Genomic DNA, 25,630 nt, shown 5'->3' with positions numbered 1-25,630 from the left:
CCTTGGTCCGACCAAAATCGCCGGTCTCAGGGCAATAAAACACCGCACTCGTAACGTGGGGCCTGGCGTTTGCTATCGCAGATCAAGAATGAACAGCCGCCCGCGCGATAGCATGACGCGCCAGATCGACGTCGTCACGGTCGACTCCATCGTGCGCTTCATGCGCCAGCGCGAAGCGTCGGTGCAGGAAATCGTGGTGCAGGGGAATGAAGGAACTTGCTGCACGAACGAGGTGGCCGGGATGGCCACCTCGGCACCGTTAAAACACCCAGAGCTTATCGGCTGGCATGTGCAGCCAGTACTTGCCCGCTTCGAGCTTGTGGCGCGAATACGCGCGCAGGCTGATGTTCTCGGCACCAGCGCGCTCGAACAGGCATTCCCAGCGGTCGCCCAGATACATGCAGGTCAGCAGCGGCAACTCGATGGCGTTGTCCACCTGCGTGGCGCTGATCTTCACCTCTTCGACGCGGATCATGGTGGTGACGTCCGTGCCGACATTGGCGCCACGCGCCACGCCCTGCATGGCGGCGCCATCGATCAGCAGGCCCACGGCACTGCCATTACGCTGCAGCACCTTGCCGGGCAGGCGGTTGTTACTGCCCATGAATTCGGCCGTAAACAGGGTGTCGGGCGTTTCATACATGCTTTGCGGCGTGCCCTGCTGCTCGATCCTGCCGTTATTGAGCAGCAAGATACGGTCGGAAATGGCCATCGCCTCGCCCTGGTCATGCGTCACCATCAGGGCTGACAGGCCCAGGCGCACGATCAGTTCGCGCAGGAAGGCGCGCGCTTCCTCGCGCAACTTGGCGTCCAGGTTCGACAGCGGTTCGTCGAGCAGGATCACGGGTGGGTTGTACACCAGCGCTCGAGCGATTGCCACGCGCTGCTGTTGGCCACCGGACAGCTGATGCGGATAGCGTTCGCCCAAATGACCGAGACCCAGCTGCGTCAGTACTTCCTTGATGCGCGCGGCGATTTCCGTGCTTCCCATCTTGCGCAATTTGAGCCCATAGGCGACGTTGTCGAACACGGTCTTGTGCGGCCACAGCGCGTACGACTGGAACACCAGGCCCAGGTTGCGATGCTCGGCCGGCATCTCGAAGTGTTTCGCGCCATCGTAGACATTGCGCTCGCCGATCTCGATGGTGCCCGCCTTCGGGCTTTCCAGCCCGGCGACGGCGCGCAGCAAGGTCGTCTTGCCACTCCCCGAAGGCCCCAGCAAGGCGACCACTTCGCCTTTTTTCAGGTGCATGGAGACACCCTTCAGTATCTGGTTGGCCGCAGCGCCAGTGCCGTAGTCCAGGTACAACTCATTGACGGTCAATTCATTCATGATGTGGTCTCAGTCTATTTTTAGTTATGCAGCTCAGTTATGCAACTTCACGCCAAAGCGCAGCGCGATGCCCAGGCCGATGGCCACCAGGGTGATATTGATGAAGGACAGCGCCGCCACCAGGTCGGTCGAGCCGCCAGCCCACAGCGATACCAACATGGCGCCGATCACTTCCGTACCCGGCGAAAGCAGGTACACGCCGGTCGAATATTCACGCTCGAAGATCAGGAAGACCATCAGCCAGGCGCCCAGCAAGCCGTATTTGATCAGCGGCAAGGTCACGTCGCGCGTCACCTGGCCGCGGCTGGCGCCGACGGCGCGCGCCGCCTCTTCCAGCTCCGGTCCCACTTGCAGCAGCGCGGTAGAAATGAGGCGCATGCCGTACGCCATCCATACCACCGAATACGCCAGCCACAGGGCGAAGATGGTCGAGCGCACTTCGCGCAGCACGGGGATGACATGACCACTCAGCCATAGGGCCACGCTGTTGTCCATGCCCTTGAGCATGCCGTCAAGCCAGGCTGGCACGAACAGGAACACCCACAGGAACGACAGGCCGGCCAGCAGGCCCGGCACGGCGCGCGGCACCAGCACGCTGTAGTCGAGCAGGCGCGTGATGCCGTCCTGCTTGCGGTGCATGGCCAGCGCGATGAAGCTGTAGCAGCCCACGGCCAGGGCGCCGCCGACGACACCGATCAGGATGGTGTTGACGATGCCGCGCACCAGCGATGGCTGCTCAAAAATATCGCGGAAATGCTGCAGTGTCAGCACGTCGGCCAAGTGCACGCCTTCGCCCCAGTACTGCACGAAGGAGCGCAATACGATACCCGTCAACGGCAAGATGATGGTGAAGATCAGCCAGCCGGCCAGCAAGGCAAAGGCCAGCCATTTCCAGCGACCCAGCGGCATGGCCTTGCTGCGCGCGCCCTTGCCCTTGATCGACACATACTTGTTGGCCGACTTGAGCAACCAGCGCTGTAGCATCACCAGCGGCATGGTCACCATCACCAGGCAGACGGCGACGGCGGCCATCAGATGGTAGGACGGCGTGCCCAGCTTGTTGGTCAGCTTGTACAGATAGGTCGGCAGCACCAGATGGCCTTCCGGATCACCGAGCACCAGCACCAGGCCGAATACTTCAAAGCCAAGGAAGAACACCAGCACGCCCGCATATGCCAGCGCCGGCATGATCATCGGCAGCGACACATTGAGCATCACCTGGATCGGCGAGGCGCCGGCCACGCGGGCCGCTTCTTCGACATCGGAACCGAGGCTTTTCAGCGCCGAGGAGGCGTACAAGTAGACGTGCGGCACATGCGTCAGACCGGCGATGATGACGATGCTGGTGAACGAGTAAATATTCCAGGGCACGAAGCCGAGCAACTCCTTGGCCCAGGTCGAGTAAAAGCCTACCGGCCCCATCGAGACGACGTAGCCAAAGCCCATCACCATCGGCGAGACAAAAATGGGCACCAGCAGCATCGGCGCCACCCAGCCGCGGCCGGGCAAGTCGGTGCGCACCATCAGAAAGGCCAGCATGCCGCCCAGCGGCACGGCGATGACGGTCAGGCCGAAGGCCAGCATCAGGCCATTCTTGAAGGCCATGGCAAAATCGGGATCATCGAAGATGAAACGGTAGGAATCAAAGCCGAATTCGCGCACGGGCATGAAAAACGGCGCGTTCAAAAAGCTCTGGTAAAAAATCAGGAACAGCGGGAGGAAAATGGCGATCAGCGTGATCGTCACGACCATGCCGCGCGACCAGTTCAGGCGCGACAAGGGAGAGCGCGACCGTGCAGGCAGCGGCAAGATGGCAGTTTGCATGATGAATCCAATGTATGAAGGGGGCGGCGTGCGCCCGCGAGCCAGGCTCGCGGGCGGCCAAGACGGCGTTGGCTATTCCTACTTCTTGCCGGCGGTCTCTTTCCACTGCTTCAGGAAGGCCATGCGCTTGGCAGGTCCCAAAAACTGCAGGATGATCGGGTGTACGGGAATCGGCTTGACATTGGCTGCGCCGATTTGCTTGATCAGGTCGGCCGACGTGGTCTCGCCCGTGACGTCGGCGCGGATGGCGAATAGCTTGGCGCCATTGGCAATGATGGTCTGGCCGCGCTGCGACAAGATGTAATCGAGCCATAGCTTGCTGGCGTTGACGTTCTTCGCATTCTTGTTGATGAACTGCACGCGCGACAGGATCAGGGTGTAATCCTTGGGCAGCACCACGCCGATGGACGGATCGGTCTTGGCGCGCACCAGCGCATAAGAACCCAGCACGTTGTAGCCGATCAGGTTTTCCCCCGAGGAGATGCGCTCCATCATGGTGCCCGTCGACGACTGCACGCGCACCTTGGCCGTGCCGAACGCGTTTTGCAGCGCCAGAAATTGCGGGTATTCCTTGGCATCCTGCGCCATGAACATGAAGCCCACGCCCGATTTTTCGATATCGTAGGTGGTGACCTTGTCCTTGAATTTCGGCGTGGCGATCAGCTTGACGAAGTCGTCGTGATTCTTCGGCACTTCCTTCGGATCGAGCAAACGCTTGTTGTAGACGATGGCGGCCGGCTCGAATGTGGTGCCGTAAGCCTGGTCATCCCACATGGCCCAACCGGGAATCTTCGCCGCTTCGACCGATTTGTACTTGAGCGCATAACCATCGGAGGCCAGGCGCATCTGCAAGTCCATCGCCGACGACCACATCACATCGGCCGTATTGCCGCCGGCGGCCACTTCGGAAATGAAACGGTTATACACTTCGGTGGAATTCATGTCGTTGTATTCGACCGAGATGCCGGGATACAGGGCGCTGAAGTCCTTGATCAGCGGAGCGGCAGCCTTGCTGTCGGTGGCGCTGTAGATCACCACCTTGCCTTCCTTCTTGGCCGCGTCGATGATCTTTTGATAGTCGGCCGGATAGCCGGCCGGCACTTGCGCAAATACGGCGCCGGCCAGGCTGGCAAACGCGGTGGCAAGGGCAGCTTGAAGCAGGGTCTTGGTTTGCATGGGGTTGTCTCCGTCTATGAATAGGTTTTTTATTAGGATGTCGTTCAGCGCATCAAGCCAAGCTCATTCGCCTGCCTGGCATACTCATCGACCGCCTGCTTGACATACGCTGTCAGCTTCGGCCCCGTCAGGGCGAATGGGTACAGGCCGGCCTGCGCACGCCACTGCGCGAACTGCGGCGTAGCCATCACGCGGTCAAAGGTAGCCACCCAGCGCTGGTAATTCGCCTCGGGTACCTGGGGGCCCATCCATACGCCGCGAATGATCGGCCAGACCACGTCGAAGCCCTGCTCGCGCGCAGTCGGCACGCCGGCCAACACGCCAGGCAGACGTTTTTCCGACAGTACCGCCAGCACGCGCGCATGGTTGGCGCTGGCGTTCAGGGTGGCCTCCGAGGTGTCGCCCGAGACCACCTGCACGTAACCGGCCTGCATCGCCGTAAACACTTCGCCGCCGCCCTCGAGCGCCACAAAACGCAGCACTTTCGGATCGATGCCGGCATGGCGCGCCAGCAACGCCATCTTCAGCCAGTCCTGGCTGCCGATGGTGCCGGAGACGCCGATCAGTACCTGGTCTGGATGCTGGCGCAGCGCCGCGATCAGGTCGGCCAGGCTCTTGTAGGGCGAATCGCTGCGCACGGCGATCATGCCGTAGTCGGCACCCAGCGCCGCCACCCAGCGCACGTCGCTCGCCTTCGCATTGCCGAACTTGCCCTGCGCCAAATTGAGCAGCGAACCGCCCGAAAACGCCACCAGGGTGTTCGCTTCCGCACGGCGTCGTTGCGATGCCATCGAGTGCCAGGCCACCGCACCGATGCCGCCGGGCAGATAGCTGATGCGCATTGGGCCCGCCAGGCCTGCCGCGCCCTCCTGCGCCAGGCCTTTTTTTGCCAGCTTGCAGGTCAGGTCCATGGCACCGCCCGGTTTGGACGGCACCACGCACTCGGCCGCAGCAAACGCCTGCGCCCCCGCCACGGCGGGCAGCAGGCACAGCAAAGACAGCAGCAGGGAACGCAGCATCGTCATGCCTTAGAAGCGGTGCTGGATGCCGGCCATCACACCGCGCTGGGTGTCGCCGAAACCGGCATCGTCGCGCGACAGGCTGACCAGCTGATTGTGCTTGGCCTTGGCATAAGCGCCGGCCACGTACAGGTCAGTGCGCTTGGACAGCGCATAGCGCACGCGCGCCACGTACATGATCGGATCGGCATTCAGGTTGGCCGCCACATTCTTTACGTCCTGGTAGTAGATCACGCCCGTCAGGGTGATTGCCGGCGTGGTCATGTAGCTGACGCCGCCCCAGTACAAGGTGCCGCGCACGTCGGCCTTGCCGGCGGCAGCCGGATCGAGCTTGTAGTCGCGCGCCGCCGCCTGCACCTTCCACGGGCCATTGTCATACATGGCGCCCAGGTGGTACACGGTGGTCTTGTCGCGCGCGCCGCCAGCGATGGCATTGCCGTTCACCTGTTCATACGTCGCGAGCAGGCTGACAGGACCGGTCTTGTAGGTAACTGCCGTCGACAGCTTGGCGCTGTCCGAGTTGCCCGTCGACTGCTCGCCGAAACCATACGAGGCGCCGTAGCTGAAGTCGCCCGTCTTGCCCGAGTACTTGACCAGGTTGTCGAAGGCGGTTGTCATGCCATACTTGCTCGGGCCCGTCGCGTTGGCCGAGGTAGCCCACGAGTAGAACGGCGCATACGCCATCGGATCGAACGGCAGCACAAAGTCATATACGGTGGTAAACGAGCGGCCCAGCACGACGCGGCCAAACGCACCTTCCAGGCCCACATTGGCCTGGCGCTTGAACAGCGCGCCGTCGGCTGCGCCCGTGTCGACCAGGATGCCGCCTTCCAGATTGAAGACCGCTTTCAGGCCGCCACCCAGGTCTTCGCTGCCCAGGATGCCCCAGCGCGAGGTGTTCATGCCGCCGGAGCTCACTTGCGTCATCGAGCTCTTGTTCGGACCGGCGTTGCTGGTGTTGCTGATACCAGCGTCAAGGCGACCATACAGGGTCACGTTCGACTGGGCCTGGGCGCTGCCGGCTGCGGCGAGCACCGCCATGGCGGCCAGCGAGAATGCAGTTTTCTTCATGTGAAGTGTCTCCCTTAGATATAGTTATTAGTGATATGCCTGATCCATTTCATGAATCAGAGTCACACTATATGAGCGTCAGCCTTTCAATTGGCTTTCAGCACGACAAGTGTCGCCAGCCAGCCACAATCGAGCCCAACATATTCATCGCCCCCCTGCCGCCACGCTTACACTGGAGCATTTCAACGAATGGCGGAGACCATGCGCATATTATTAGTGGAAGACCATCTGGAGCTGTCGCACTGGCTGGCAAAGGCCCTGCGCGACGCGCACCTGACGGTGGAGACCGCCCACAACGGCGCCGATGCCGACGCCCTGCTGCACACGCAGGAATACTCGCTGGTGCTGCTCGACCTGACCCTGCCGAAGATGGACGGCCTGGACGTGCTGCGCCGCCTGCGCGCGCGTGGGGGCACGCGCGGCAAGACTCCCGTCATGATACTCACGGCGCGTGGCGGCCTGGATGAAAAAGTGCAGGGCCTGAACCTGGGCGCCGACGACTACATGGCCAAGCCGTTCGAACTGGCCGAACTGGAGGCGCGCGTGAAAGCCCTGCTGCGCCGCAGCCAGGGCAACGAAGCGCTGGTGCATACCTGCGGCGCGCTCAGTTTCGACACCGTCACGCGCATGTTCAGCTATGCCGGCGCCCCTTTTCCCCTGACGCCGCGCGAACACGCGGTGCTCGAAGCGCTGATCACGCGCTCCGGACGTGCAGTTTCGAAGGAAAAGCTATTCGACGAAGTCTTCGCGCTGGCCGACGACGTTAATCTGGACGCCATCGAACTGTATATCCACCGCGTACGCAAAAAACTTGAAAGCAGCTTGGAAAACGGCATCGACAGCGGCGCGCCCGACGGCGCCGTCATCACTACTCTGCGCGGCATCGGCTACCTGCTGCAGCCGCGCAGCGCCATGGCGCTGGCTGCAGCAAAATGAGCGACGCCATGCAACGCCCGCGCAGGCCCCTGTTCGAGCGCCTGCGCCGGCGCTGGGCGCTGGGCCGGCCGCTGGGCAGCCTGCGCAGCCAGTTGCTGCGCTGGCTGCTCATACCGCTGGCGATGCTGGTGCTGCTCGACGCTTTTTTTGTCTACCGCAATGCGCTCGACGCCGCCGACATGGCTTATGACCGCTCCCTGCTGGCATCGACGCGGGCACTGGCCGAGCGCGTCTCCATCGTCGGCGGCAAGGTGGTGGCAGAAGTACCTTACGTGGCGCTCGACAGCTTCGAAACCGATACCCTCGGCCGCATCTATTACAAGGTCACAGGCATCAACGGCGAACTGGTCTCGGGCTATGGCGACTTGCCGCGCGTGCCGAAAAACGTGCCCCGTTCGCAAAACTATCCGGCCCTGGTGCGCTTCTACCACGCCGATTACCATGGCAAGCCGATCCGCATCGCCGCCCTGCTGCAACCGGTGTATGACGACTCGATGCGCGGCATCGCCCTGATACAGGTTGCTGAAACACTCGATGCGCGGCGCGGCCTGTCGAACCAGATCCTGTTCGATACCCTGAGCTGGCAGGCGGCAATGATACTGGTGATGGGCGCGCTCGTGTGGTTTGCCGTACGCCTGGTGCTGCGGCCGCTGATGCGTTTGAAAACGGAAGTCGAGACGCGCACCCTGTCCGATCTGTCCGACGTCGATCCCACGCTGGTGCACAAAGAAATGCGCCCGCTGGTGAGCGCCATGAACGGCTCCATGTCGCGCTTGCAGCAACTGATCGCCAGCCAGCGTCGCTTCATCGCGGACGCCTCGCACCAGCTGCGCACGCCGTTGACGGTGCTGAAAACCCAGGCCGAACTGGCCCTGCGCGAGTGCGACCGCCAGGCCGGCACGGCGTCCGACATGGCCGCCCTGCGCGACATCGTACGCTCGATCGCCAGCACCACCGATTCGACCGTACTCTTGGCCAACCGCCTGCTGACCCTGGCGCGCATAGAGCATGGCAGCGACAGCCTGGCCATGGATCTGGTCTCGCTGCGCCGCGTGGCGCAGCAGTTAGGACTGGCAATGGCCATGACTGCCGTCGGCAAGCATATCGATTTGTCGCTGGAGGCGCCCGACGACGCGCCCGTGCATGGCCAGGCCTTGCTGCTGCACGAACTGCTGGCCAACCTGGTCGACAATGCCCTGCGCTACACGCCGCAGGGCGGCAGCGTGATCCTGCGCGTGCGCGCGGCGCAGACAGAGAACGGACACGGCGCCATGCTGGAGGTGGAAGACAGCGGCCCCGGCATCGCGCCGGGTGAACGCGAACGCGTATTGACGCCGTTCTACCGGGTCGGCGCGGCGCTCGAGAGCAACCCTGGCGGCGCAGGACTGGGCCTGGCCATCGTGCGCGACATCGCCGCCCTGCACGGCGCCCGGCTGGAGTTGTCAACGGCCTCCAATGGGCATGGGCTGAAGGTCAGCGTGCATTTCAGGGCGATCACCTGAGGCACTGTACGGATATATCTTCGACATTAAGTGTTGCCCCAAACCAACACATGGTTTATTTTCAATATTTTTTAAATAATTGCCTTACACAAACATATTTATCCCTATATAATTCGTCTCCCATTACGCAACGAGACAATCTCTGCGCGTTAATTATCAATAGGATTAAAAATGAAAAAGCAATTGTTCGCAGCCGTCGTCGGCGCCGCCCTGGCATTCCCATTGTTCGCCCAAGCTGAAGGCGCTTACATCGGCGCTAACGTCGGCCGTTCGGAATTGAAACTGTCGGGTGATTTCGGTTCTGGCAAAGACAACAAAACCGGTTACAAAGCTTACGCTGGCTACGACTTCACGCAAAACTTCGGCGCAGAAGCCGGCTATGTCAATTTCGGCAAAGTGAAAGATAGCGAAAACAATGATTCGTTGAGCGTTGACACCAGCGCATTTTACGTCGCCGCCACCGGCACCCTGCCACTGAACGAACAGTTTTCGCTGTTCGCCAAGGCTGGCGTGTCGCAAAATCGCACCAAATTTAATGTTGACGCGATGGGTTTCAATTTCAACGTGTCGAAAAACAAAACCGCTGCCCTGTTTGGCATCGGCGCTGCTTACAACATCAACAAGAACCTGTCGGCTGTTGCTGAGTATGAAAACTTTGGCAAGACGCTGAGCGTGAACGGCGCGACTGTAAAAGCCGACCTGCTGTCGATCGGCCTGCGCTACAAGTTCTAATTCACGCTTGCGCGAATGCAACCCCAGCCGCTGTAAGGGCTGACAAAAAACCGGCTGGCAAGCCGGTTTTTTTATGCGCGCGTGGCGCGCCAGCGGCACCGATGTTAAGATCGCGCCCTGGAATTGACTGAAAGCCCCGCCATGATGACCAAAGAAGATGTAACCGAACTGTTCGCCAATATCGCCGAGAACGCGCCGTGGGATTTGTCCCAGCCGCTACTGTGGGGCTATTACTTCACCAATCCCACGTCCGAGCCGCTGGAGCAGGCCGCCACCTTGCTGGCACTGCAGGGCTACCGCCCGGTGGAACTGTATCAGCCCGAACTGGACGACCCGGCCGCCGCCCCCGTGTGGGTGCTGCATGTGGAAAAAGCCGAAGTGCATGACGTCGAGAGCCTGCATGCACGCAATGGCGAACTGATGGTGTTTGCCCAGGAAAACCAGTTGGCCAGCTACGACGGCATGGATGTCGGTCCGGTCGCTACCGCAGCGTAGGTCGGATGAGGTCCGAAGGACCGTAATCCGACAACATTGTTGGCACGGCCGGTGGTGATGTCGGATTACGCTGCGCCTCGGCGGCCCCACTAATCCGACCTACATCACAAACGCAAAACGGCGCCCGAGGGCGCCGTTTTGCATGCAGCTTTGTAAAAATCAGCTCAGGTTTTCCAGGCGGATCTTGGTCACCATACCCACCACGCTCTGGAGCGCTTCCATCTTTTCGATGGCCGCCGTGACGTTCTTTTCCTGCGTCTGGTGCGTCAGCATGATGATGTCGGTATGCGTCTCGCCTTCGGCCGGCTCTTTTTGCAGCATGGCGTCGATCGAAATGCCGCGTTCGGCCAGGATGCGCGTCAAGTCGGCCAGCACGCCCGGCTGGTCGGCCACGTGCATGCGCAGGTAGTAGCTGGTGGTAATTTCCGACATCGGTAAAATCGCGATATCGGTCATCGCGTTCGGCTGGAAGGCCAGGTGCGGCACGCGGTGTTCCGGGTCGGCCGTGGCCAGGCGCGTAATGTCGACCAGATCGGCGATCACCGACGAGGCGGTCGGTTCGGCGCCCGCGCCGCGGCCCGAATACAGGCTGGCGCCAACGGCGTCGCCGTGTACCAGCACCGCATTCATGGCCCCTTCCACATTGGCGATCAAGCGCTTGGCCGGGATCAGGGTCGGATGCACGCGCAACTCGATGCCTTCCACGCCATTGACGGTGGCGCGCTTGGTAATGCCCAGCAGCTTGATGCGGTAGCCCAGTTGCTCGGCGTAGCGGATGTCAACGGCATTGAGATTGCTGATGCCTTCCACGTAGGCCTTGTCGAACTGCACCGGGATGCCGAAGGCGATGGCCGACATGATGGTGGCCTTGTGCGCGGCATCGATGCCTTCGATGTCGAAGGTGGGATCGGCTTCCGCGTAGCCCAGTTCCTGCGCCTGTTTCAGCACGGTGGCGAAATCGAGGCCCTTGTCGCGCATTTCTGAGAGGATGAAATTGGTGGTGCCGTTGATGATGCCGGCGATCCATTCGATGCGGTTGGCCGTCAAGCCTTCGCGCAGCGCCTTGATGATGGGGATGCCGCCGGCGACAGCCGCCTCGAATGCCACCATCACGCCCTTGTCCTGGGCGGCGGCAAAGATTTCGTTGCCATGCACGGCCAGCAGGGCCTTGTTGGCCGTCACCACGTGCTTGCCGTTGGCGATGGCCTGCATCACCAGGGTTTTCGACAGGTCGTAGCCACCGATCAGTTCGACGACGATGTCGATCTCGGGATCGTTGACGATCAGCTGCGGGTCATTGACGACCTTGCAGGCGCCGGCGACCAGCGCTTCGGCGCGCGCCACATCGCGCACGGCGACGGCAACGACTTCAATGCTGCGGCCGGCGCGACGCTTGATTTCTTCCTGGTTGCGTTTCAGGACGCTGAACGTGCCGTAACCGACATTGCCCAGGCCCAGCAGACCGATCTTGATGGATTTCATAATTGTGCTTGAGTGCTCATAAGTGGCGCCCTTGAGAGGGCGCCAGGTTGATCGGTATGGTTGATCGAGATGCTGCTGGCTGGTTCAGCCGCGGCCGTGACGCTTGCGGTAACCTTCGAGGAAGCGCGCGATGCGTCCCATGGCCTCGGTCAGGTCATCGGAGTTGGGCAGGAAGACGACGCGGAAATGGTCGGGCGCGATCCAGTTAAACCCCGTGCCCTGCACGATCAGGACCTTCGCTTCGGCCAGTAATTCATAGGCAAACTGCTGGTCGTCGGCGATCGGATAGATCTCCGGGTCCAGGCGCGGGAACATGTACAGCGCGGCCTTGGGCTTGACACAGGTGACGCCCGGAATATCGGTCAGCAGCTTGTGCGCCAGGTCGCGCTGTTTCAACAGGCGCCCGCCAGGCCCCACCAGGTCTTGTATGCTCTGGTAGCCGCCAAGCGCCGTCTGGATGGCAAACTGCCCCGGCGCGTTGGCGCATAGCCGCATCGAGGCCAGCATATTGAGGCCTTCGATGTAGTCTTTTGCGTGGCGTTTTTCACCCGAGACCACCATCCAGCCGGAGCGGTAGCCGCAGGAGCGGTAATTTTTCGACAAGCCGTTCATGGTGATGAACAATACGTCGTCGGCCAGCGAGGCGATCGACACGTGCTCGGCTTCGTCGTACAACACCTTGTCGTAGATCTCGTCGGCGAAAATGATCAGCTGGTGCTGGCGCGCCAGTTCGACGATCTGCTGCAGCACCGGCACCGGGTACAGCGCGCCGGTAGGATTGTTCGGGTTGATGACGACGATGGCTTTCGTTTGCGGCGTGATCTTGCGGCGCATATCCTCGATATCGGGATACCACTCGTTCTGCTCGTCGCAGACATAATGCACGGGATTGCCGCCCGACAGGCTGACGGCGGCCGTCCACAGCGGATAGTCAGGCGCCGGCACCAGCACCTCGTCGCCACTGTTGAGCAAGGCATTCATCGCCATGACGATCAATTCCGAGGCACCGTTGCCCAAGTAAATATCATCGATGGTCACGCCGGCGATATTCTTGCTCTGCGTGTAGTGCATGACGGCCTTGCGCGGCGCGAACATGCCTTTCGAATCCGTATAGCCGGCCGCGTTGTGCAAATTGAGCATCATGTCGCGCACGATTTCATCGGGCGGGTCGAAGCCGAATACGGCCAGGTTGCCGATATTGAGCTTGGTGATCTTGTGGCCTTCTTCTTCCATTTGCCTGGATTTTTCCAGGACCGGCCCGCGGATGTCGTAGCAGACGTCCGCCAATTTATTCGATTTCTGAATCGGTCGCAAAATAAATCCCTGTCGTGATGCGGCGCGGCCGGCCTACGCTTGCAGCATGAAAGCCGCGCCAGAACTGTGAACCCCTGAGACTGCAATGCGAAAACAGCCATTCTCGCCGAAAGCAGCCCATTTTATCAAATTAAACATGGCAAACTGCAGCATTTCGCGCCGTTTATGCCACGCTATCAGGCACGCGCATGCTTTTCCTACCGGACGCTCTTCATCTTCCCTTAATCTTTGCCTATTACTATGGCGGGCGGCGGCTACCACTGTTGCGCCAAAGCATAGCCAACAGATTGCAAATTGGAAAGGATGTTGCTTTTCAGTCGCTCTTTTTTAGCATTTATGGCATGCTTACGCCCTTGGCCGCAGCGCTACCGAACCGCGCGCGCACCGATCAACCGACACGAACAGCCCGGACATCGTCATGAAACTTCATGCCAGCAGCACCCTACAATACCAAACCGTCACAGGCTACGACGAAAATGGCGTGGAGATCAATGCCCAGCCGTACAACTATAGCCTGATCATCATGCCGGAAATGCCGCCACGGGCGTGGGACGTGGGCAGTTTCGAGCAACTGAGCGAGGCGCATTTCGCGCAAATCCTGGCCGACGCGCCAGATGTGGTCATCCTCGGCACGGGCGAGCGCCAGCGTTTCGTGCATCCGAAACTGACGGCCGCGCTGACCATGCGCCGCATTGGCGTCGAGTGCATGGATAGTCAGGCAGCCTGCCGTACCTACAACATCCTGATGGGCGAGGGCCGCAAAGTTACCCTGGCCCTGATCATGGCTCCCGGCGCAGGCAGCGCTGCATGAAGATCAACGTCAACGAACTGCATAGCTCGCGGCTGTTGATGTGGTCACTGCTGGGCATTTTCATCGTCACCACCCTGTATGCGCTGGGCGTGCGCACCCTGGTGCCGCCCGACGAGGGCCGCTACGCCGAGATGGCACGCGAAATGTTCGTCACGGGCGACTGGATTACTACGCGCCTGAACGGCATCAAATACTTTGAAAAGCCGCCGCTGCAAACGTGGATGAATGCGCTGACTTTCGCCGCCTTCGGTCTGGGCGAATGGCAGGCACGCCTGTGGACTGGCCTGTGCGGCATCATCGGCGTGTGCATGACCGCTTGCGCAGGCAAGAAAGTGTTCGGTCCGCGCGTGGGCTTGTATGCCGGCCTGGTGCTGGCGTCCAGTCTGTTCTGGCTCGCTTCCGGCCAGATCAATTCGCTCGACATGGGCCTGTCGGGCATGATGAGCATAACCTTGGGCAGCCTGCTGATCGCCCAGCGCGACGATGCCACCGCGCATGAACGGCGCAACTGGATGCTGGTCTGCTGGGGCGGCATGGCGCTGGCCGTGCTGGCCAAGGGCTTGATCGGCATCGTGCTGCCTGGCGCCGTACTGGTGCTGTACACGCTGTGTGCGCGCGACTGGAGCATCTGGACGCGTTTGCACCTGGTCAAGGGCTTGCTGGTGTTCTTTGCCATCGCCACGCCCTGGTTCGTGCTGGTCGCCCTGCGCAATCCGGAGCAACCGCATTTCTTTTTCATCCATGAGCATTTCCAGCGTTTCCTGATGAAGGGACACCAGCGCGAAGGCGCTTGGTACTACTTCCTGGTCTTGCTCATTCCCGGCATCCTGCCGTGGATAGGCGTGTTGCCGCAAAGCCTGGCCGCCGCCTTCAAGCGCCAGGAAGGGACCTTCCAGCCCCGCTTGATGCTGCTGGCCTGGGCCATCTTCATTTTCTTTTTCTTCAGCTATTCGACCTCGAAGTTACCTGGCTACATCGTCCCCATTTTCCCGGCGCTGGCATTGCTGGTGGGGCTGTTCCTGGAATCGGCCTCGCGCCGCCAGCGCATGCTGGCCGCCGGCCTGCTGTGCGTGCTGGGCGCGGCCATCCTGATCGGCGGGCCGATCGGTTTCAATCACGCTAGCGGACGCGATCCGGCCGAACTGGCAGCACTCAAGGGTTACCAGGCATGGGTGATGGCGGCCGGCTTCTTCGCCCTGGCCGGCGGCGCGCTGGCCTTGTTGCATGCGCGCCAGCTGCGCCGCGACATGACCGTGCTGACGATCGCCGGCGCCGGCTTCCTGGCCACGCACTGCATCTTGGCCGGCTCCGAACTGTATGGCCAGAACCGCGCAGGCACCGCCATACTGCCGCAGATCCAGGCAGAACTGACGGCCGACACCAAACTCTATTCGGTCGGCATCTATGAACAGTCGCTCACGTATTACCTGCAGCGGCCGGTGATCCTCGTCGATTACTGGGATGAATTTACGTTTGGCCTGAAACAGCAGCCTGAACTGTCTATCCCGAGCATCGATGCATTCATCACACAGTGGACCAACGATGCCAACGCCGGCGTGCGCGACATGGCCATTATCAGCCTGCAGCGTTACAAGGACTTGCAACAACGTGGCGTACCCATGCGTGTCATTGCCGAGGATGCGCGCCGCATGGTGATTGCCAACAAATAAAGTTTACAGGCGCGCGAGGCAGCACGGCGCGCGCCCTCACCACTGCAGCAGCAGTCGCAGTAGCGGATTTTTTCACCGCTGCAGCGGCTGCGCCGCCATACTGACGATATAAAATAAGCTTGCCTGCCAGCGAACCTTGACCGCATTGACGGCCTCGACGACACCGCCCCTGACAATATATAGACCCAAGAACCGCGCCCCATGACCTCTACCCTGCCCTTTTTGCCCTTTTCCAAACCCACCATCGATGAAGCAACCATCGCCGCCGTCGGCGAAGTGCTGCGCTCGGGCTGGATCACCAGCGGCCCGAAGGTGCAAGCCTTCGAAGCCCAACTGTCAGAGTATTTTGGCGGGCGCCCGGTGCGCACCTTCAATTCTGGCACTTGCACCATGGAAATCGCACTGCGCATCGCCGGTGTCGGCCCTGGTGACGAAGTCATCACCACGCCCGTGTCGTGGGTAGCGACTGCCAACGTCATCATCGAAGTCGGCGCCACGCCCGTATTTGCCGACATTGACCCGGTCACGCGCAATATCGATCTCGACAAACTTGAAGCGGCCATCACGCCACGCACGAAAGCCATCATTCCCGTCTACCTGTCGGGTCTGCCCGTCGATATGGACCGCCTGTACGCAATTGCTGAAAAGTATAATTTACGCGTCGTGGAAGACGCGGCGCAAGCGTTCGGCTCCACCTGGAAGGGCAAGCGCATCGGTGCGTTTGGCGACTTTGTCTCGTTCAGCTTCCAGGCCAACAAGAATATCACCACGGGCGAAGGCGGCTGTCTCGTCCTCAACAACCTGGAAGAAGCCAAGCTGGCCGAGAAATACCGGCTGCAAGGCGTCACCCGCAGCGGCGTCGACGGCATCGATGTCGATGTGTTGGGCGGCAAATACAATATGAGCGACATCATGGCTGCCATCGGCCTGGGCCAGTTCGCCAACATCGAGGCCATCACGGCCCACCGCCGCGCGCTGGCACGCCATTATTTCGCGCAATTGGGCAGCGATTTCGAAGCGGCAAGCGGCGCGCAGCTGCCCGTGCAAGACTTTGAAAACAGCAACTGGCATTTGTTCCAGATCATCCTGCCCGACAACGGCCCCGGCACGCGCGCCGCGTTCATGCAGCAAATGGCGCAGCAAAACGTGGGAACGGGCTATCATTACGCACCAATACACTTGTTTTCCCTGTACCGCGAACGCGGCTTTACCGAAGGCATGTTCCCCGTCTCGGAAAAGATCGGCCGCCTGACCGTGACCTTGCCGATGTTCTACGCCATGACCACAGAAGACGTGGAGCGGGCTGTCGCCAGCGTCAAATCCATCCTCATCAAATGAGCAGCGCATCGATGAAACCTGAACTATCCATTATCATTCCAATCTACAACGAGCAAGATGGCTTGGCCAGCTTGTTCGCCCGTCTGTATCCGGCCCTCGATGCCTTGCAAACGAGCTACGAGATCATCTTCGTCAATGATGGCAGCAGCGACAATTCGGTGGCCATTCTGGCGGAACAGTTCCGCCAGCGCCCAGACGTCACGCGCGTGATCTTGTTCAACGGAAATTACGGCCAGCACATGGCAATCCTGGCCGGCTTTGAAGCCTCGCGCGGGCAGATCATGATCACGCTCGACGCCGACTTGCAGAACCCGCCGGAAGAAATCGGCAACCTGGTGGCGAAGATGCGCGAAGGCTACGATTATGTGGGCTCGATCCGGCGCAAGCGGCAAGATTCTGCCTGGCGCACGCTGGCGTCGAAGATGATGAACCGCCTGCGCGAAAAGATCACGAATATCAAGATCACCGACCAGGGCAATATGCTGCGCGCGTATGGTCGCAATGTCATCGACTTGGTCAACCAGTGCGCCGAAGTCAACACCTTCGTGCCGGCCCTGGCCTACACGTTTGCCCGCAAGCCCACGGAAATTACCGTCGAACATGAAGAACGGGCTGCCGGCGAATCGAAATACTCGCTGTACAGCCTGATCCGCCTCAATTTCGACCTGGTGACGGGCTTTTCGCTGATTCCCCTGCAAATCTTTTCCATGCTGGGCATGGCGATGTCGCTGGGCTCGGCATTGCTGGTGGTATTCCTGCTGGTGCGCCGCTTCCTGCTGGGCGCGGAGGCCGAAGGCGTATTTACCCTGTTTGCCATCGCCTTCTTCTTCATGGGCGTGATCCTGTTCGGCATCGGCCTGGTGGGCGAATACGTGGGACGCATCTTCCAGCAAGTGCGTGCCCGTCCCCGCTATGTGGTGCAAACCATCTTGCAAGACGGCATGGCCCAGGCGGAAGCGGAGGCGCCAGCATATGTGCGCCTGGACAAGCGCCAGGTGAGCCGCTGATGGGCGCGCCACGCGCCGTCGTCTTCGGCTACCACAATGTCGGTGTGCGCTGCATCAAGGTGCTGCTGGCCGGTGGCGTCGATATCGCCCTGGTCGTCACGCATGAAGACAGTGCCACGGAAAACCTGTGGTTCGAATCCGTCGCCAGCCTGTGCCTGGCCGAAGGCATCGCCTGCATCACGCCTCTGGACGCGCGCGCGCCGGAACTATTGGAGCAGGTGCAAGCGGCCAAGCCGGACATGCTGTTCAGCTTTTATTATCGCCACATGTTGCCCGCTAGCATATTGGAAGTGGCTCCCGCCTACAATATGCACGGCTCGCTGCTGCCGCAGTTCCGCGGTCGCGCGCCCGTCAACTGGGCCGTGCTGCATGGCGCCACGGAAACGGGTGCCAGCCTGCATGAAATGACCGTCAAGCCCGACGCCGGCGCCATCGTGGCACAAACGGCCGTGCCCATCCTGCCCGACGATACGGCGTATGAAGTCTTCGGCAAGGTCACCGTGGCGGCAGAACAAACGCTGTGGGGCGTGCTGCCGGCCCTGCTGAACGGTACGGCACCGCGCCTATTGAACGATCTGCGCCAAGGCGGCTATTTTGGCGGACGCAAGCCGGAAGACGGCCGCGTCGACTGGACGTTACCCGCGCAGCAAGTATACAACCTGCACCGCGCCGTCGCCCCTCCTTATCCGGGTGCCTTCACCGAAGTTGACAATGTCATTTACACCATCGAAAAAGCGCGTTTGAGCAAGCGTTGCGCAGGAAGTTTGCCACTCGGCTTGGCGGTAGTGGATAATTGCATCTTTGGCGTCTGCGGAGACGGTCGCCTGTTGGCCATTTCCGCGCTGAGGGCTGCCGGGGAGCCAATTTCGGCTCATCAATTGCAGGCCAGGCTGACCGCCCGCGCCAGCACACACTGATATCACTCAAGAGAATCTCATATGAAAAAAGTCCTCATTTTAGGCGTCAACGGCTTCATCGGCCACCATCTGTCCAAGCGCATCCTGGAAACCACAGACTGGCATGTCTACGGCATGGACATGAACACGGACCGCATCACGGAATTGCTGGAAGATGACAACTACAAGTCGCGCATGCACTTCTTTGAAGGCGACATCACGATCAACAAGGAATGGGTCGAGTACCACGTCAAAAAATGCGATGTGATCCTGCCGCTGGTGGCCATCGCCACGCCGTCGACCTATGTCAAGCAACCGCTGCGCGTGTTCGAACTGGACTTTGAAGCCAACCTGCCTATCGTGCGCTCGGCTGCCAAGTACGGCAAGCACCTGGTTTTCCCGTCGACCTCGGAAGTGTATGGCATGTGCCATGACGAGGAATTCGATCCGGAAAACTCGGAACTGATCTGCGGCCCGATCAACAAGCCACGCTGGATCTATTCGAACGCCAAGCAGTTGATGGACCGCGTAATCTGGGGCTACGGCATGGAAGGCTTGAACTTCACGCTGTTCCGCCCATTCAACTGGATCGGTGCCGGCCTGGACTCGATCCACACGCCGAAAGAAGGTTCCTCACGCGTGGTGACGCAATTCTTCGGCCATATCGTACGCGGCGAGAACATCTCGCTGGTCGATGGCGGCGCGCAAAAACGCGCCTTCACCTATATCGATGACGGTATCGATGCGCTGATCCGTATCATCGCCAACAAGAATGGCATCGCTAGCGGCAAGATCTACAACATTGGCAATCCAGTTAACAATTACTCGATCCGCGACCTGGCCGGCATGATGCTGAGCCTGGCCGCCGAGTACCCGGAATACGCCGAAGGCGCGAAACACGTGAAAATCGTGGAAACGACCTCGGGCGCCTACTACGGTGCCGGCTACCAGGACGTGCAAAACCGCGTGCCGAAAATCACGAATACCTGTGAGGAACTGGGCTGGGCGCCAAGCACCACCATGGCCGATTCCCTGCGCAATATTTTCGACGCCTACCGCAGCCAGGTAGCACAAGCCAAAGCATTGATGGATTAATGTTGAGCAAGCCGTTCCTGACCCTCAAAATCGACGTCGATACCTATCGCGGCACCCGTGAAGGCATGGGCAATCTGGTGCGCATGCTGACCGCGCACCAGGCCAAGGCTACCTTTCTGTTTTCGCTGGGCCCCGACCATACGGGCTGGGCCCTGCGGCGGGCCTTGAAACCCGGCTTTTTCAGCAAAGTGTCGCGCACTTCGGTGGTCGAGCACTATGGCTTGAAAACATTGATGTATGGCACCTTGCTGCCGGGACCCGATATCGGCAAGCAATGCGCTGCGCAATTGCGCGCCGTGCGCGATGCCGGCTTCGAGTGCGGCATCCACACCTGGGATCACACCCTGTGGCAAGACAACGTGGCCAAGCGCAACACCGCCTGGACCGTCAACATGATGCGCAAGGCTGCCAACCGCTACGAACAGGTATTTGGAACAAAGGCGCGCACACACGGCGCGGCCGGCTGGCAAATGAATGTCAGCGCCTTTGTCGAACACGACACGGCCGGCTACCGCTTTGCCTCCGATGGCCGCGCCATGCTCGACGCGCGCGGCGCCATGCTGCATCCGGGCAATGGTCCACACCGCGTGCGCAATGGCAACACCATCTTGCAATGCGTGCAATTGCCCACCACCTTGCCCACCCTGGACGAGTTGCTCGGCTGCGAAATCGACGGCAAGCTGATCACGACCGGCAATGTTGCCGCGCATATATTGTCGCTGACGCAGGAAAATCCCCGCGACCACGTATATACCTTGCATGCGGAACTTGAAGGACAGAAACTCGCCCCCATTTTCGAACAACTGCTGGCTGGCTGGAAAGCTCAGGGCTACCAGTTTGCGGCGATGGGCGATTATTATGAAAAGATACGCCATACCGACTTGCCCGTTTGCCCCGTCACCTGGGATCAGTTACCTGGGCGTTCGGGACGCCTGATTGTGCAGGGCAAAGCGGCCTGAATGCTGTATTGTTGCACCTGGATGCGTTGCCAGATTAAAAAAAACAGCGCTGATGATCACCGTTCAGGAGAGAACCTGTGGCTGATAGCCTATCCCTCGTTAGCATGCCCGACTTTAACGCCACCATGACCAGCGGCAAGACCTTTCAGTTGCTGGGCCGCCCAGCCAAGGCCACGGTGCTGTTTTTCTATCCGAAGGACAACACCCCCGGCTGCACGACTGAAAACATCGCCTTCCGTGACGCCTATCCGCAATTTGTCGCCGCCGGCGCGGAAATCTATGGCATCAGCCGCGATTCGCTGCGCTCGCACGAAAGCTTCAAAGCCAAGCTGGAACTGCCGTTCGAACTCATTTCCGACCCGGACGAAGCCGTTTGCCTACTGTTTAACGTCATGAAGATGAAACAGATGTACGGCAAGACCGTGCGTGGCGTCGAGCGCAGTACGTTTGTGATTGACGCCCAGGGCCGATTGGTGAAAGAATGGAGAGGCGTGAAGGTCGCAACTCACGTGGAAGAAGTGCTGGAATTCGTAGCGCATCTGAGTTGATCATCTGTTTTGATCGTATGCGCGTTGTCGGCATCGAGCCAGCTTAGTTCGCAATTATCTCAACCTTAGCTCAACCGCAGTTCAGTTCACGGTACCTATCGCCATTTTGAGTCAACGAAGCGCCTCCACCCACTCCGCCAGGCGGGCCTGTAGCCCGCCGATGGCATCCATGACCGGCCATGCTGCCGGGCTTCCGGCAGTCTCTCGTCCTGTAGCATTGTTGTCCTCCCGCATCCACCCCATGAGAAGTGCCGCCAGAAGCTGGCTGCCCATGGGCGATTCATTCCAGAAATTTTTTGATTGAGATCCTGATGCCACTGCCAAAATTACCGAGCAAGCCAGCCACCATCCTGGCCACCCAAGATTACCCAAGCGCAGGCGCAGCGCGCCCGGCCAGCAAAACCCCGGCAGCCAAGAAAGTGGCTGCCCCCGTCATTCAAGCGGCGATCGCCGACGTTGCCAAGCCGGTCCGCAATGCGGCCACAAAGATCAAGCAAGTGGCAGCCCTGATGGCCGCCAAGCCTGCACCGGCGCCAGCCGCTAGCGTGCCTGTGGCCGCCCCGGCTGTCGCACCTGCTGCGCTGGCCAAAGCCGCACCGGCGGCAAAAGGCAAGGTCACGCCGATCAAATCCGTCAAGCAGGCCGAACAGCCACATCCGGCCAAACACAAGGCGGTCGAAGTGCAGCTCAAGTCGTCCGCCAGCCGCGCCGCCGACCAGCGCGGCATCAGCAAGCTGTTCGTGCTCGACACCAACGTGCTGATGCACGACCCATCATCGCTGTTCCGCTTCGAAGAACACGATGTGTACCTGCCAATGATGACGCTGGAAGAGCTCGACAACCATAAAAAGGGCATGACGGAAGTTGCGCGCAATGCACGCCAGGTATCGCGCACGCTCGACGCACTGATCAGCAACACGGATGACGACGCCATCGAACACGGCATCTTGCTGTCCAAGCTGGGCAACAAGGATGCCAAGGGCCGCTTGTTCTTCCAGACGCGTTTGCAAAGCGCCGACCTGCCAGTAGGCTTACCAGTAGGCAAGGCGGACAACCAGATCCTGGCCGTGGTGCGCTCGCTGGAGTCGGAACAGGAAGGCCGCCCGGTGGTGCTGGTATCGAAAGATATCAATATGCGCATCAAGGCGCGCGCCCTGGGCTTGCCGGCCGAAGATTACTTCAACGACCATGTGCTGGAAGACACGGACTTGCTGTACTCGGGCATCGTGCAGCTGCCGGACGACTTCTGGAATAAGCACGGCAAGGACATGGAATCGTGGCAGGAAAGCAAGAACGGCTATAGCGCCACCTTCTACCGCGTGACGGGCCCCTTCATTCCATCGCTGCTGGTCAACCAGTTCATCTACCTGGAACCGAAAAACGGCGAAACGCCGTTCTACGGCCAGGTGAAACAGATCAACGGCAAGACCGCCGTGCTGCAAACCCTGCGCGACTTCAGCCACACGAAGAACAATGTGTGGGGCGTGACGGCGCGCAACCGCGAACAGAATTTCGCGCTGAACTTGCTGATGAATCCAAAATGCGACTTCGTCACCCTGCTGGGCCAAGCCGGTACCGGCAAGACCCTGCTGGCCCTGGCCGCCGGTCTAGCGCAAGTGCTGGAAACCAAGCTCTACAATGAAATCATCGTCACCCGCGTGACGGTGCCTGTCGGCGAAGACATCGGTTTCTTGCCAGGCACGGAAGAAGAAAAGATGTCGCCATGGATGGGTGCCTTCGACGACAACCTGGAAGTGCTGAACAAATCCGACGCCGATGGCGGCGAATGGGGCCGTGCGGCAACGCAAGACCTGATACGCTCACGCATCAAGATCAAGTCGCTCAACTTCATGCGCGGCCGCACTTTCGTCAATAAGTTCCTGATCATTGACGAAGCGCAAAACTTGACGCCTAAACAAGTCAAGACGCTGGTCACGCGCGCCGGTCCCGGCACGAAGATCCTGTGCCTCGGTAACATCGCCCAGATCGACACGCCGTACCTGACAGAAGGCTCGAGCGGCCTGACCTACGTGGTCGACCGCTTCAAGGGCTGGACCCACAGCGGCCACGTCACCCTGGCGCGCGGCGAGCGTTCGCGCCTGGCCGATCACGCCAGCGAAGTACTGTAAGTTTGAACGGGCGGCGCAAGCCGCCACAGTCATTCAAAAGCCCCGGCTGCAGCGATGCAGGCGGGGCTTTTTTCATGCGCGCAACTGTTCGCATCGATATGCTCGAATACCGCGCTCTTTCCTCATGGACGCCGCGGACCAGGCACCGGCCTTGCTGGCGTGGGTGATGGCGTTCGGCCGATATGCTTGGCAAGCGCTGCCAAGGTAACGCCAGGCTCCGCCTGCGACGGGTGTGATTGCACTTGCTCTAAAGGTAAAAGGAAACAAAAATATTCGTGAAGAACATGGCGCCACAGGAATGCAAACTACAGATGAAATGTTCATTCATGAAATTAATAAGCGCCATTATCACTGTGAATTGGCTCAAAGCGAAACAGCGGCCTATACTCCGTTCCTCGCCCCTACATTGCCTCCCATGCACACCCAGCTCAGCGCGCACACACAGCGGGCTTTTTGTTCCCGGCATTTATCAATCCGTCTTTCCATCTTTACCGATCACCAGGCTCAAACCGGGAGCGCAGCATGATCGTGCGTGAGCGTCCCTCGGCGCTACGGCTGTTCCTGGTAGTGCGCGGTTCCGTCTTGCCGCGCATCCGCACCACTCTCATCGTCAACACCCTGATCGCCACGCTCGTTACCTGGTGCCACGGCACCCTGTTCGACCACAAGATCATCCTCACCACCATCCCGTTTACCCTGATCGGCTTGCCACTGGCCATCTTCCTGGGCTTTCGCAACACGGCCGCCTACGACCGCTACTGGGAAGCGCGCAAGCTGTGGGGCGAACTGGTGTTGCGCAGTCGTAATTTCTCGCGCCAATGCCAGAGCATGATACGTAGCGATACGCCCGCCCACGCCAGGCTGGGCCTGGACGATGTGCGCGTGCGCATGATTTACCGCAGCATCGCCTTTTGTCACGCCCTGCGCCACCAGTTGCGCGACACGCGCGGCGCGGCCGACTTGCAGCCGCTGCTGCGCCCGGCTGAATGGGAAGCGGCATGCAAGGCTGCGAACCCGTCAGACTACCTGATGCTGCAGATGGGCCACGACCTGGCCGACTGCGTCCAGCAGGGGCGTATCGACAGCATCCTCACCGCACAGATCGATAACACGATCTCGGCCATGGTTGCGGCGGGCGCCTCGTGCGAACGTATCCGCAGCACGCCGATTCCCTTCTCATATTCGCTGCTGCTGCATCGTACGGCTTATCTATACTGCTTTCTGCTGCCTTTCGGCCTGGTTGACTCGCTCGGTTTCATGACGCCCTTCGTCGTCGCCATCGTCGCCTACACCTTCTTTGGCCTCGATGCGCTGGGCGACGAGATCGAGGAGCCATTCGGCGAAGATGCCAACGATTTACCGCTATCAGCCATGTGCCGCGCCATTGAAATCAGCTTGCGTACGTCGGTGCAAGATGACAATGTGCCGCCGCCCATGCAAGCGGTCGACTTCATGCTCAATTGAGCCACGCTTTCCCTTGACCTTACCATCGGGGGAAGGCTTACAGTGAGAACACTTAATCATTCAAGGAGTGCTTGCCATGTATCAGTTAGAAGTTGACAACATGAGCTGCGGCCATTGCGTCGGCGCGGTCACGAAAGCGGTGCAAGGCATCGATCCTGCCGCACAGGTGCAAATCGACCTGGCCAGCAAGCGCGTCACGGTGGAATCGGCGGTCGAACTGCATGCTATCAGTGCCGCCATCGTGGAGGCGGGCTACCCCGTCACCAGCGCACAGTAGCAGCACAGCCGGCCCATGCGCCGGCTATTGTCGCTTGCCCGTTCCCTTGCGCGTCATGGCCCAAGACGCCCTCCTCATCAAAAGGGCTTCTACGCTTCGATTCCAGATAGCGGGCGACGTTCAATCAGCAAGTCAGTGGCAACAGGCTTTCGCCTCCGGTTCACCGACCAGCCCCAGGCTTTGCAAGATGGGGCAATCGGGCTTGTCATCGCCGTGGCACGATTGTGCCAGGCGCGACAGGGTATCGCGCATTTCCGTTAGTTCAGCGATGCGTGTATTCAAGTCGCTCACATGGGCTAGCGCGATGCCTTTCACGTCCGCGCTGGCGCGCTGATCGTTTTGCCACAGCGACAGCAGTTCGCGGATCTGTTCCAGCGAAAACCCCAGTCCCCGCCCACGCTTGATAAAACGCAAGGCGTGCAAGTCGCTCGGCGTGTAAATGCGGTAACCGGCGTCGCTGCGCGCGCTGGGTTTTAACAGGGCAATGCTTTCGTAGTAGCGTATCATTTTTGCCGATACGCCCGTTTCGCTTGCCGCCTGGCCGATATTCAT

The 25,630-nt window shown here is 60.3% G+C and carries 24 protein-coding genes; 16 read left to right on the top strand and 8 right to left on the bottom strand.

Annotation, left to right across the window (positions count from 1 at the left end):
• Positions 1–259: 259 nt before the first annotated feature.
• The 5 genes from ACQ4V8_RS01945 to ACQ4V8_RS01925 all read right to left on the bottom strand — a co-directional run bounded on the left by ACQ4V8_RS01945 (position 260) and on the right by ACQ4V8_RS01925 (position 6,423).
• Positions 260–1,333 (bottom strand): ABC transporter ATP-binding protein, encoded by a 1,074-nt coding sequence (locus ACQ4V8_RS01945; protein WP_010399963.1) that lies wholly within the window; start codon positions 1,331–1,333, stop codon positions 260–262.
• Positions 1,334–1,366: 33 nt separating this feature from the next.
• Positions 1,367–3,157, bottom strand: coding sequence for an ABC transporter permease (locus ACQ4V8_RS01940; RefSeq protein ID WP_436570804.1), 1,791 nt, complete (start codon positions 3,155–3,157; stop codon positions 1,367–1,369).
• 78 nt (positions 3,158–3,235) lie between these two features.
• Positions 3,236–4,333, bottom strand: a complete 1,098-nt coding sequence (locus tag ACQ4V8_RS01935; RefSeq protein WP_010399966.1) for an ABC transporter substrate-binding protein — start codon at positions 4,331–4,333, stop codon at positions 3,236–3,238.
• Positions 4,334–4,377: 44 nt separating this feature from the next.
• Positions 4,378–5,358 (bottom strand): Bug family tripartite tricarboxylate transporter substrate binding protein, encoded by a 981-nt coding sequence (locus ACQ4V8_RS01930; RefSeq protein ID WP_010399968.1) that lies wholly within the window; start codon positions 5,356–5,358, stop codon positions 4,378–4,380.
• Positions 5,359–5,361: 3 nt separating this feature from the next.
• Positions 5,362–6,423, bottom strand: a complete 1,062-nt coding sequence (locus ACQ4V8_RS01925; RefSeq protein ID WP_010399971.1) for a porin — start codon at positions 6,421–6,423, stop codon at positions 5,362–5,364.
• Positions 6,424–6,624: 201 nt separating this feature from the next.
• Here ACQ4V8_RS01925 and ACQ4V8_RS01920 point away from each other — a divergent pair, with 201 nt between their 5' ends.
• The 4 genes from ACQ4V8_RS01920 (at position 6,625) to ACQ4V8_RS01905 (ending at position 10,088) form a co-directional block, all read left to right on the top strand.
• On the top strand, positions 6,625–7,359 hold the full coding sequence (locus ACQ4V8_RS01920) for a response regulator (RefSeq protein WP_029496563.1): 735 nt from the start codon (positions 6,625–6,627) through the stop codon (positions 7,357–7,359).
• Between the two features lie 8 nt (positions 7,360–7,367).
• A complete protein-coding gene (locus ACQ4V8_RS01915; RefSeq protein ID WP_436570803.1) occupies positions 7,368–8,861 on the top strand; it encodes a sensor histidine kinase in 1,494 nt (497 codons plus the stop codon).
• Positions 8,862–9,032: 171 nt separating this feature from the next.
• Entirely contained in the window at positions 9,033–9,593 is a 561-nt protein-coding gene (locus tag ACQ4V8_RS01910; RefSeq protein WP_010399977.1) for an outer membrane beta-barrel protein, read from the top strand.
• A gap of 141 nt (positions 9,594–9,734) precedes the next feature.
• On the top strand, positions 9,735–10,088 hold the full coding sequence (locus ACQ4V8_RS01905) for a ribonuclease E inhibitor RraB (RefSeq protein ID WP_010399978.1): 354 nt from the start codon (positions 9,735–9,737) through the stop codon (positions 10,086–10,088).
• A 159-nt stretch (positions 10,089–10,247) separates the two neighbouring features.
• On the opposite strand, the gene ACQ4V8_RS01900 is transcribed toward ACQ4V8_RS01905, so the two are convergent.
• Together ACQ4V8_RS01900 and ACQ4V8_RS01895 are read right to left on the bottom strand one after the other, a co-directional pair.
• A complete protein-coding gene (locus ACQ4V8_RS01900) occupies positions 10,248–11,570 on the bottom strand; it encodes a homoserine dehydrogenase (RefSeq protein WP_010399979.1) in 1,323 nt (440 codons plus the stop codon).
• A gap of 84 nt (positions 11,571–11,654) precedes the next feature.
• A complete protein-coding gene (locus tag ACQ4V8_RS01895; protein WP_070346475.1) occupies positions 11,655–12,884 on the bottom strand; it encodes a pyridoxal phosphate-dependent aminotransferase in 1,230 nt (409 codons plus the stop codon).
• 418 nt (positions 12,885–13,302) lie between these two features.
• Between ACQ4V8_RS01895 and ACQ4V8_RS01890 the strand changes: the two genes are divergently transcribed.
• The 12 genes from ACQ4V8_RS01890 to ACQ4V8_RS01835 all read left to right on the top strand — a co-directional run bounded on the left by ACQ4V8_RS01890 (position 13,303) and on the right by ACQ4V8_RS01835 (position 25,078).
• Positions 13,303–13,695, top strand: coding sequence for an Mth938-like domain-containing protein (locus tag ACQ4V8_RS01890; protein ID WP_010399981.1), 393 nt, complete (start codon positions 13,303–13,305; stop codon positions 13,693–13,695).
• A complete protein-coding gene (locus tag ACQ4V8_RS01885) occupies positions 13,692–15,365 on the top strand; it encodes a glycosyltransferase family 39 protein (protein ID WP_436570802.1) in 1,674 nt (557 codons plus the stop codon). The genes ACQ4V8_RS01890 and ACQ4V8_RS01885 overlap by 4 nt, the downstream gene beginning before the upstream one ends.
• A 201-nt stretch (positions 15,366–15,566) precedes the next feature.
• Positions 15,567–16,703, top strand: a complete 1,137-nt coding sequence (locus tag ACQ4V8_RS01880) for a DegT/DnrJ/EryC1/StrS family aminotransferase (RefSeq protein ID WP_010399983.1) — start codon at positions 15,567–15,569, stop codon at positions 16,701–16,703.
• 11 nt (positions 16,704–16,714) lie between these two features.
• A complete protein-coding gene (locus tag ACQ4V8_RS01875; RefSeq protein ID WP_029496566.1) occupies positions 16,715–17,710 on the top strand; it encodes a glycosyltransferase in 996 nt (331 codons plus the stop codon).
• Entirely contained in the window at positions 17,710–18,627 is a 918-nt protein-coding gene (locus ACQ4V8_RS01870; RefSeq protein ID WP_010399986.1) for a formyltransferase, read from the top strand. The genes ACQ4V8_RS01875 and ACQ4V8_RS01870 overlap by 1 nt, the downstream gene beginning before the upstream one ends.
• 21 nt (positions 18,628–18,648) lie before the next feature.
• On the top strand, positions 18,649–19,701 hold the full coding sequence (locus tag ACQ4V8_RS01865; RefSeq protein ID WP_436570801.1) for a bifunctional UDP-4-keto-pentose/UDP-xylose synthase: 1,053 nt from the start codon (positions 18,649–18,651) through the stop codon (positions 19,699–19,701).
• Positions 19,701–20,660: a polysaccharide deacetylase family protein gene (locus tag ACQ4V8_RS01860; RefSeq protein WP_436570800.1), complete on the top strand. Its 960-nt coding sequence runs from the start codon at positions 19,701–19,703 to the stop codon at positions 20,658–20,660. The genes ACQ4V8_RS01865 and ACQ4V8_RS01860 overlap by 1 nt, the downstream gene beginning before the upstream one ends.
• 104 nt (positions 20,661–20,764) lie before the next feature.
• Positions 20,765–21,208 carry a peroxiredoxin gene (locus ACQ4V8_RS01855; RefSeq protein ID WP_010399992.1) on the top strand — a complete coding sequence of 148 codons (444 nt, stop codon included), beginning with the start codon at positions 20,765–20,767 and terminating at the stop codon, positions 21,206–21,208.
• Positions 21,209–21,519: 311 nt separating this feature from the next.
• Positions 21,520–23,337: a PhoH family protein gene (locus ACQ4V8_RS01850; protein ID WP_436570799.1), complete on the top strand. Its 1,818-nt coding sequence runs from the start codon at positions 21,520–21,522 to the stop codon at positions 23,335–23,337.
• A 232-nt stretch (positions 23,338–23,569) separates the two neighbouring features.
• Positions 23,570–23,863 carry a hypothetical protein gene (locus ACQ4V8_RS01845; protein WP_142303445.1) on the top strand — a complete coding sequence of 98 codons (294 nt, stop codon included), beginning with the start codon at positions 23,570–23,572 and terminating at the stop codon, positions 23,861–23,863.
• Complete coding sequence (locus ACQ4V8_RS01840) at positions 23,860–24,801, top strand: bestrophin family protein (protein WP_010399995.1); 942 nt, start codon at positions 23,860–23,862, stop codon at positions 24,799–24,801. Before ACQ4V8_RS01845 ends, ACQ4V8_RS01840 begins: the two co-directional genes overlap by 4 nt.
• Before the next feature lie 76 nt (positions 24,802–24,877).
• Positions 24,878–25,078: a heavy-metal-associated domain-containing protein gene (locus ACQ4V8_RS01835; protein WP_010399996.1), complete on the top strand. Its 201-nt coding sequence runs from the start codon at positions 24,878–24,880 to the stop codon at positions 25,076–25,078.
• A 132-nt stretch (positions 25,079–25,210) separates the two neighbouring features.
• On the opposite strand, the gene cueR is transcribed toward ACQ4V8_RS01835, so the two are convergent.
• A complete protein-coding gene (cueR, locus tag ACQ4V8_RS01830; protein ID WP_010399998.1) occupies positions 25,211–25,630 on the bottom strand; it encodes a Cu(I)-responsive transcriptional regulator in 420 nt (139 codons plus the stop codon).

Origin of the sequence: Janthinobacterium paucivorans, from assembly GCF_051380805.1 — a bacterium.
GTDB lineage: Bacteria > Pseudomonadota > Gammaproteobacteria > Burkholderiales > Burkholderiaceae_D > Janthinobacterium > Janthinobacterium lividum_D.
The sequence above is the reverse complement of the archived record's forward strand: the minus strand, read 5'-3'. Positions and strand labels throughout refer to the sequence as shown.